Origin of the sequence: Tepidimonas sp., assembly GCF_029335975.1 — a bacterium.
In the GTDB taxonomy this organism is placed as follows: domain Bacteria; phylum Pseudomonadota; class Gammaproteobacteria; order Burkholderiales; family Burkholderiaceae_C; genus Tepidimonas.
This window is the reverse complement of sequence record NZ_JARJMT020000061.1, coordinates 1-3855: the sequence shown is the minus strand read 5'-3', so window position 1 is coordinate 3855 and position 3855 is coordinate 1. Positions and strand designations below refer to the sequence as shown.

Below are 3855 nucleotides of genomic sequence, written 5' to 3'. Positions count from 1 at the left end.
GGTCAAACCGGGCGACACGGTCCAGGTGGACCAGTCGCTCATCACGGTGGAGTCCGACAAGGCGTCGATGGAGATCCCCTCCAGCCACGCGGGCGTGGTCAAGGAGCTCAAGGTCAAACTGGGCGACAAGGTCAGCGAGGGATCGGTGATACTGTCGCTGGAGGTCGCCGGTGAGGCCGCCGCGGTGGCTCCTGCGGCACCGGCGCCTTCTGCCTGCGCGGACACGCCCGGCGTGGCATCGGTGGCGGCTGCGCCCCCCGCCGCCGCGCCGGTGGCGCCCGCGGTGGTGCCGGCAGCGGCCAGCCTCAGCGGGAGCGCCGACCTGGCGTGCGATGTGCTGGTACTCGGCGGTGGGCCGGGCGGCTACTCCGCCGCGTTCCGCGCCGCCGACCTGGGCTTGAAGGTGGTGATCGTGGAGCGCTACGCCACGCTCGGCGGCGTGTGCCTGAACGTGGGCTGCATCCCGTCCAAGGCGCTGCTGCACGTGGCCGCCGTGATGGATGAAGTCAGCCACATGGCCGACCTGGGCGTGGCTTTCGGCAGCCCGGTGATCGACCTCGACAAGCTGCGCGGGCACAAGGAAAAGGTCATCGGCAAGCTCACGGGTGGGCTGGCTGCCATGGCCAAGATGCGCAAGGTCACGGTGGTGCGCGGTTACGGCGCCTTCGTGGGCCCCAATCACGTGGAGGTGGAAGAGACCACCGGCAGCGGCCAGGACAAGACCGGCAGCAAAACGCGGGTGGCATTCAAGCGGTGCATCATCGCGGCCGGTTCGCAGGCCGTTCGGCTGCCGTTTCTGCCCGACGATCCGCGCATCGTGGACAGCACCGGCGCTCTGGCGCTGCCGAGCGTGCCGAAAAAGATGCTCATCATCGGCGGCGGCATCATAGGGCTGGAGATGGGCACCGTGTACTCCACCCTGGGCGCGCGGCTCGACGTGGTCGAGATGATGGACGGCCTCATGCAGGGCGCCGACCGCGATCTGGTCAGGGTCTGGGAGAAGATGAACAAGGGCCGTTTCGACCACATCATGCTCAAGACCAAGACGGTGGCGGCGCAGGCGACGCCCGAGGGCATTCGGGTGCAGTTCGAGGGCCCGGACGGCACCCTGAGCGAGGGCCTGTACGACCTGGTGCTGCAGGCCGTCGGACGCACGCCCAACGGCAAGAAGATCGCTGCGGACAAAGCCGGTGTGACCGTCACCGAGCGGGGCTTCATCGACGTCGATATCCAGATGCGCACCCATGTGCCGCACATCTTTGCCATTGGCGACATCGTGGGCCAGCCCATGCTGGCGCACAAGGCCGTGCACGAAGGCCATGTGGCGGCGGAGGTGATCGCTGGCGAATTGCTGGGGGATGCTGCCTTGGCTCGCAGTGCGTTCAACGCCCGGGTGATTCCCAACGTGGCCTACACCGATCCGGAAGTGGCCTGGGTGGGCCTGACCGAAGATCAGGCCAAGGCCCAGGGTATCCCGGTCAAAAAGGGGCTATTTCCTTGGACGGCTTCGGGCCGTGCCATCGCCAACGGTCGCGACGAAGGTATGACCAAACTGCTGTTCGACGACCGCCCCGAGGCGCATGGCCACGGCCGGATTTTGGGTGGCGGCATCGTGGGCACGCACGCGGGCGACATGATCGGCGAGATCGCGCTGGCCATCGAGATGGGCGCCGACGCAGTGGACATCGGTAAGACCATCCACCCGCACCCCACGCTGGGTGAGAGCATCGGCATGGCGGCGGAGGTGGCGCACGGCAGCTGCACCGATCTGCCACCGGCGCGGCGCTAAGACAACGGGTCGGGCGCACACGCATACATGGGGTGGCGCCGGATGCAGCAACGTTGATGCGCGTCAAGGTCGCATGTCGAGGTCTTTCCTAGGATAGTGGCCAGGGTCGGTGACGGCCTATCCAACCTCTATCCTTGGAGAAACCTATGAGCAAGGCTTGGCGCAGGGCGCTGCGTCGCGCGATCGCAGTGGTGGGCACAGGCATCGCGGCGTGGGGGGCGCAGGCCCAATCCAGCGACCCGCTGGTGGTTGGCGAAGTCATCGCCCGGGATCGTTGCGCGGTCTGCCATGGTCCGTGCGGGCAGGGCGTGGCGCCCAATTTCCCTCGTCTGGCGGGCCAAAACGCCATGTATTTGGCACGCCAGCTCCAGGCCTTTGCCAGCGGGGAGCGCAAGGACACGGCGATGACCGAGAAGGTCAAGGGCTTGAGCCCCAGCGACATCGAGGCGGTGGCCGAATACTACGCGCGCCAAAAGCCGGGGCACACACCCAGCGGAGATGATTTGCTGCTGGCGGTAGGGCGCTACGTCTACGAGCGGGGCAACCGCCACACGGGTCTGCCACCGTGCGCCACTTGCCACGGGCCGGGCGCGACCGGCACCACCGAGCTGCCGCGCCTGGCAGGCCAGCACCCGCAATACATTGCCCGCCAGGTGCAGGCGTTCAAGGAACGCACAGGCAACCGCGACAACGCCATCATGCGCGTCATGTCGCACCGCCTGAGCGACCTGGAGCTGGAGGCTGTCGCGGCCTACCTGGGCAACCTGAAATGATGGCCCGCGAGCCGGCTCACGCCTGGTCGGCGTCGCTGGCCGCGAGCCCGCCCATCACCTGGCTAAAGCCGCCATCGACGTAGATGACCTCGGCGCTGATGCCGGCCGCCAGGTCGCTGAGTAGAAACGCCGCCGCGTGACCGACGTCGTCGATGGTGACGTTGCGGCGGATCGGAGCGTTTGTCTCCACGAGACTCAGGATCTTGCCGAAGCCCTTGATGCCGCTGGCCGCCAGCGTCTTGATCGGACCGGCCGAGATGGCGTTGACGCGCCAGCCGCGCCGGCGGCTGCCCAGCGACTCGGCCAGATAGCGCACACTGGCCTCCAGGCTCGCCTTGGCCAGTCCCATCGTGTTGTAGGCGGGTACCATGCGCTCGCTGCCCAGGTAGGTCAGCGTCAGCAGCGCGGCCTGGTCATTCAGGTACGGCAGTGCCGCCTTGGCCATGGCGGGAAAGCTGTAAGCGCTGATCTCATGCGCCGTGCGGTAAGCCTCACGCGACAGGCCGTCGAGGAAGTCGCCGGCGATGGCCTCGCGCGGCGCATAGCCGATGCTGTGCACGAAGCCATCGAACTTTGGCCAATGCGCCGACAAATCCTGAAACAGCCGCTCGATGTGGGCATCGTCCGCGACATCGCATTCGAACACGAGATTGGAGCCAAACTCGGCGGCAAACTCTGTGATGCGGTCCTTGAAGCGCTCCCCGACGTAGCTAAAGGCCAGTTCCGCCCCCTGGGCGCGGCAGGCGCGCGCGATGCCGTAGGCGATCGAACGGTTGGACAATACCCCGGTGATGAGCAGCTTTTTGCCGGCCAGAAAACCCATCGTTCATGCTCCTCGTGATGCAAAAATCCTGCAGAATTGTCGCATGCACGACCGGCTGCGCCCGCTGAATCTGCTGCGTTTTCTTCGCTCTTGCCGCTGCCGTCGCGGCGCAGTGGGGAACGCAGGAGCGCCTGGCGTTCTGTGGCACTGGGCCCAGTGGGCAGCGGCCCCTGTGCGTCAATGGCTAGGGGCGCTGCTGGCGCTGCTGGCGCTGGCAGCACCGGTCTGGGCTGCGCACGGCTATGCGCTGTGGGGGCACCTCTAGTATCCACGGGGCTTTGCCAAGATCGATTACGTCAACCCCGATGCACCCAAGGGCGGTGAGCTGCGCTTTGTCAGCAATCTGCGCACCGCCACATTCGAGAATGGCATCCAGTCTAGCCTGCTTGGACGTTCGCCGTCCTCCCTCTCGCTCCTCGTCGTGCCGAGAGATGTCGAGCGCGCGGCCTCCGATAGCGGCGCCTCGTTCG

The 3855-nt window shown here is 66.7% G+C and carries 3 protein-coding genes; 2 read left to right on the top strand and 1 reads right to left on the bottom strand.

All coding sequences use genetic code 11. The features are described from left to right. Both lpdA and P3W97_RS03225 read left to right on the top strand, forming a co-directional pair. Positions 1-1789 (top strand): dihydrolipoyl dehydrogenase (gene lpdA / locus P3W97_RS03230; protein ID WP_367184585.1); only part of this gene is annotated, 1789 nt, incomplete at its 5' end. Positions 1790-1935: 146 nt separating this feature from the next. Further along, positions 1936-2562: a c-type cytochrome gene (locus P3W97_RS03225; RefSeq protein WP_300843732.1), complete on the top strand. Its 627-nt coding sequence runs from the start codon at positions 1936-1938 to the stop codon at positions 2560-2562. 16 nt (positions 2563-2578) lie between these two features. Here P3W97_RS03225 and fabI read toward each other — a convergent pair whose 3' ends face one another. After that, the gene (gene fabI, locus P3W97_RS03220; RefSeq protein WP_300843730.1) at positions 2579-3385 is read right to left on the bottom strand and encodes an enoyl-ACP reductase FabI; all 807 of its coding nucleotides are present in this window, start codon (positions 3383-3385) and stop codon (positions 2579-2581) included. Positions 3386-3855 lie beyond the last annotated feature (470 nt).

Coding starts and splice junctions, on each gene's coding strand:
- P3W97_RS03225 (WP_300843732.1), top strand. CDS start 1,936: ATGAGCAAGGCTTGGCGCAGGGCGCTGCGTCGCGCGATCGCAGTGGTG.
- fabI (WP_300843730.1), bottom strand. CDS start 3,385: ATGGGTTTTCTGGCCGGCAAAAAGCTGCTCATCACCGGGGTATTGTCC.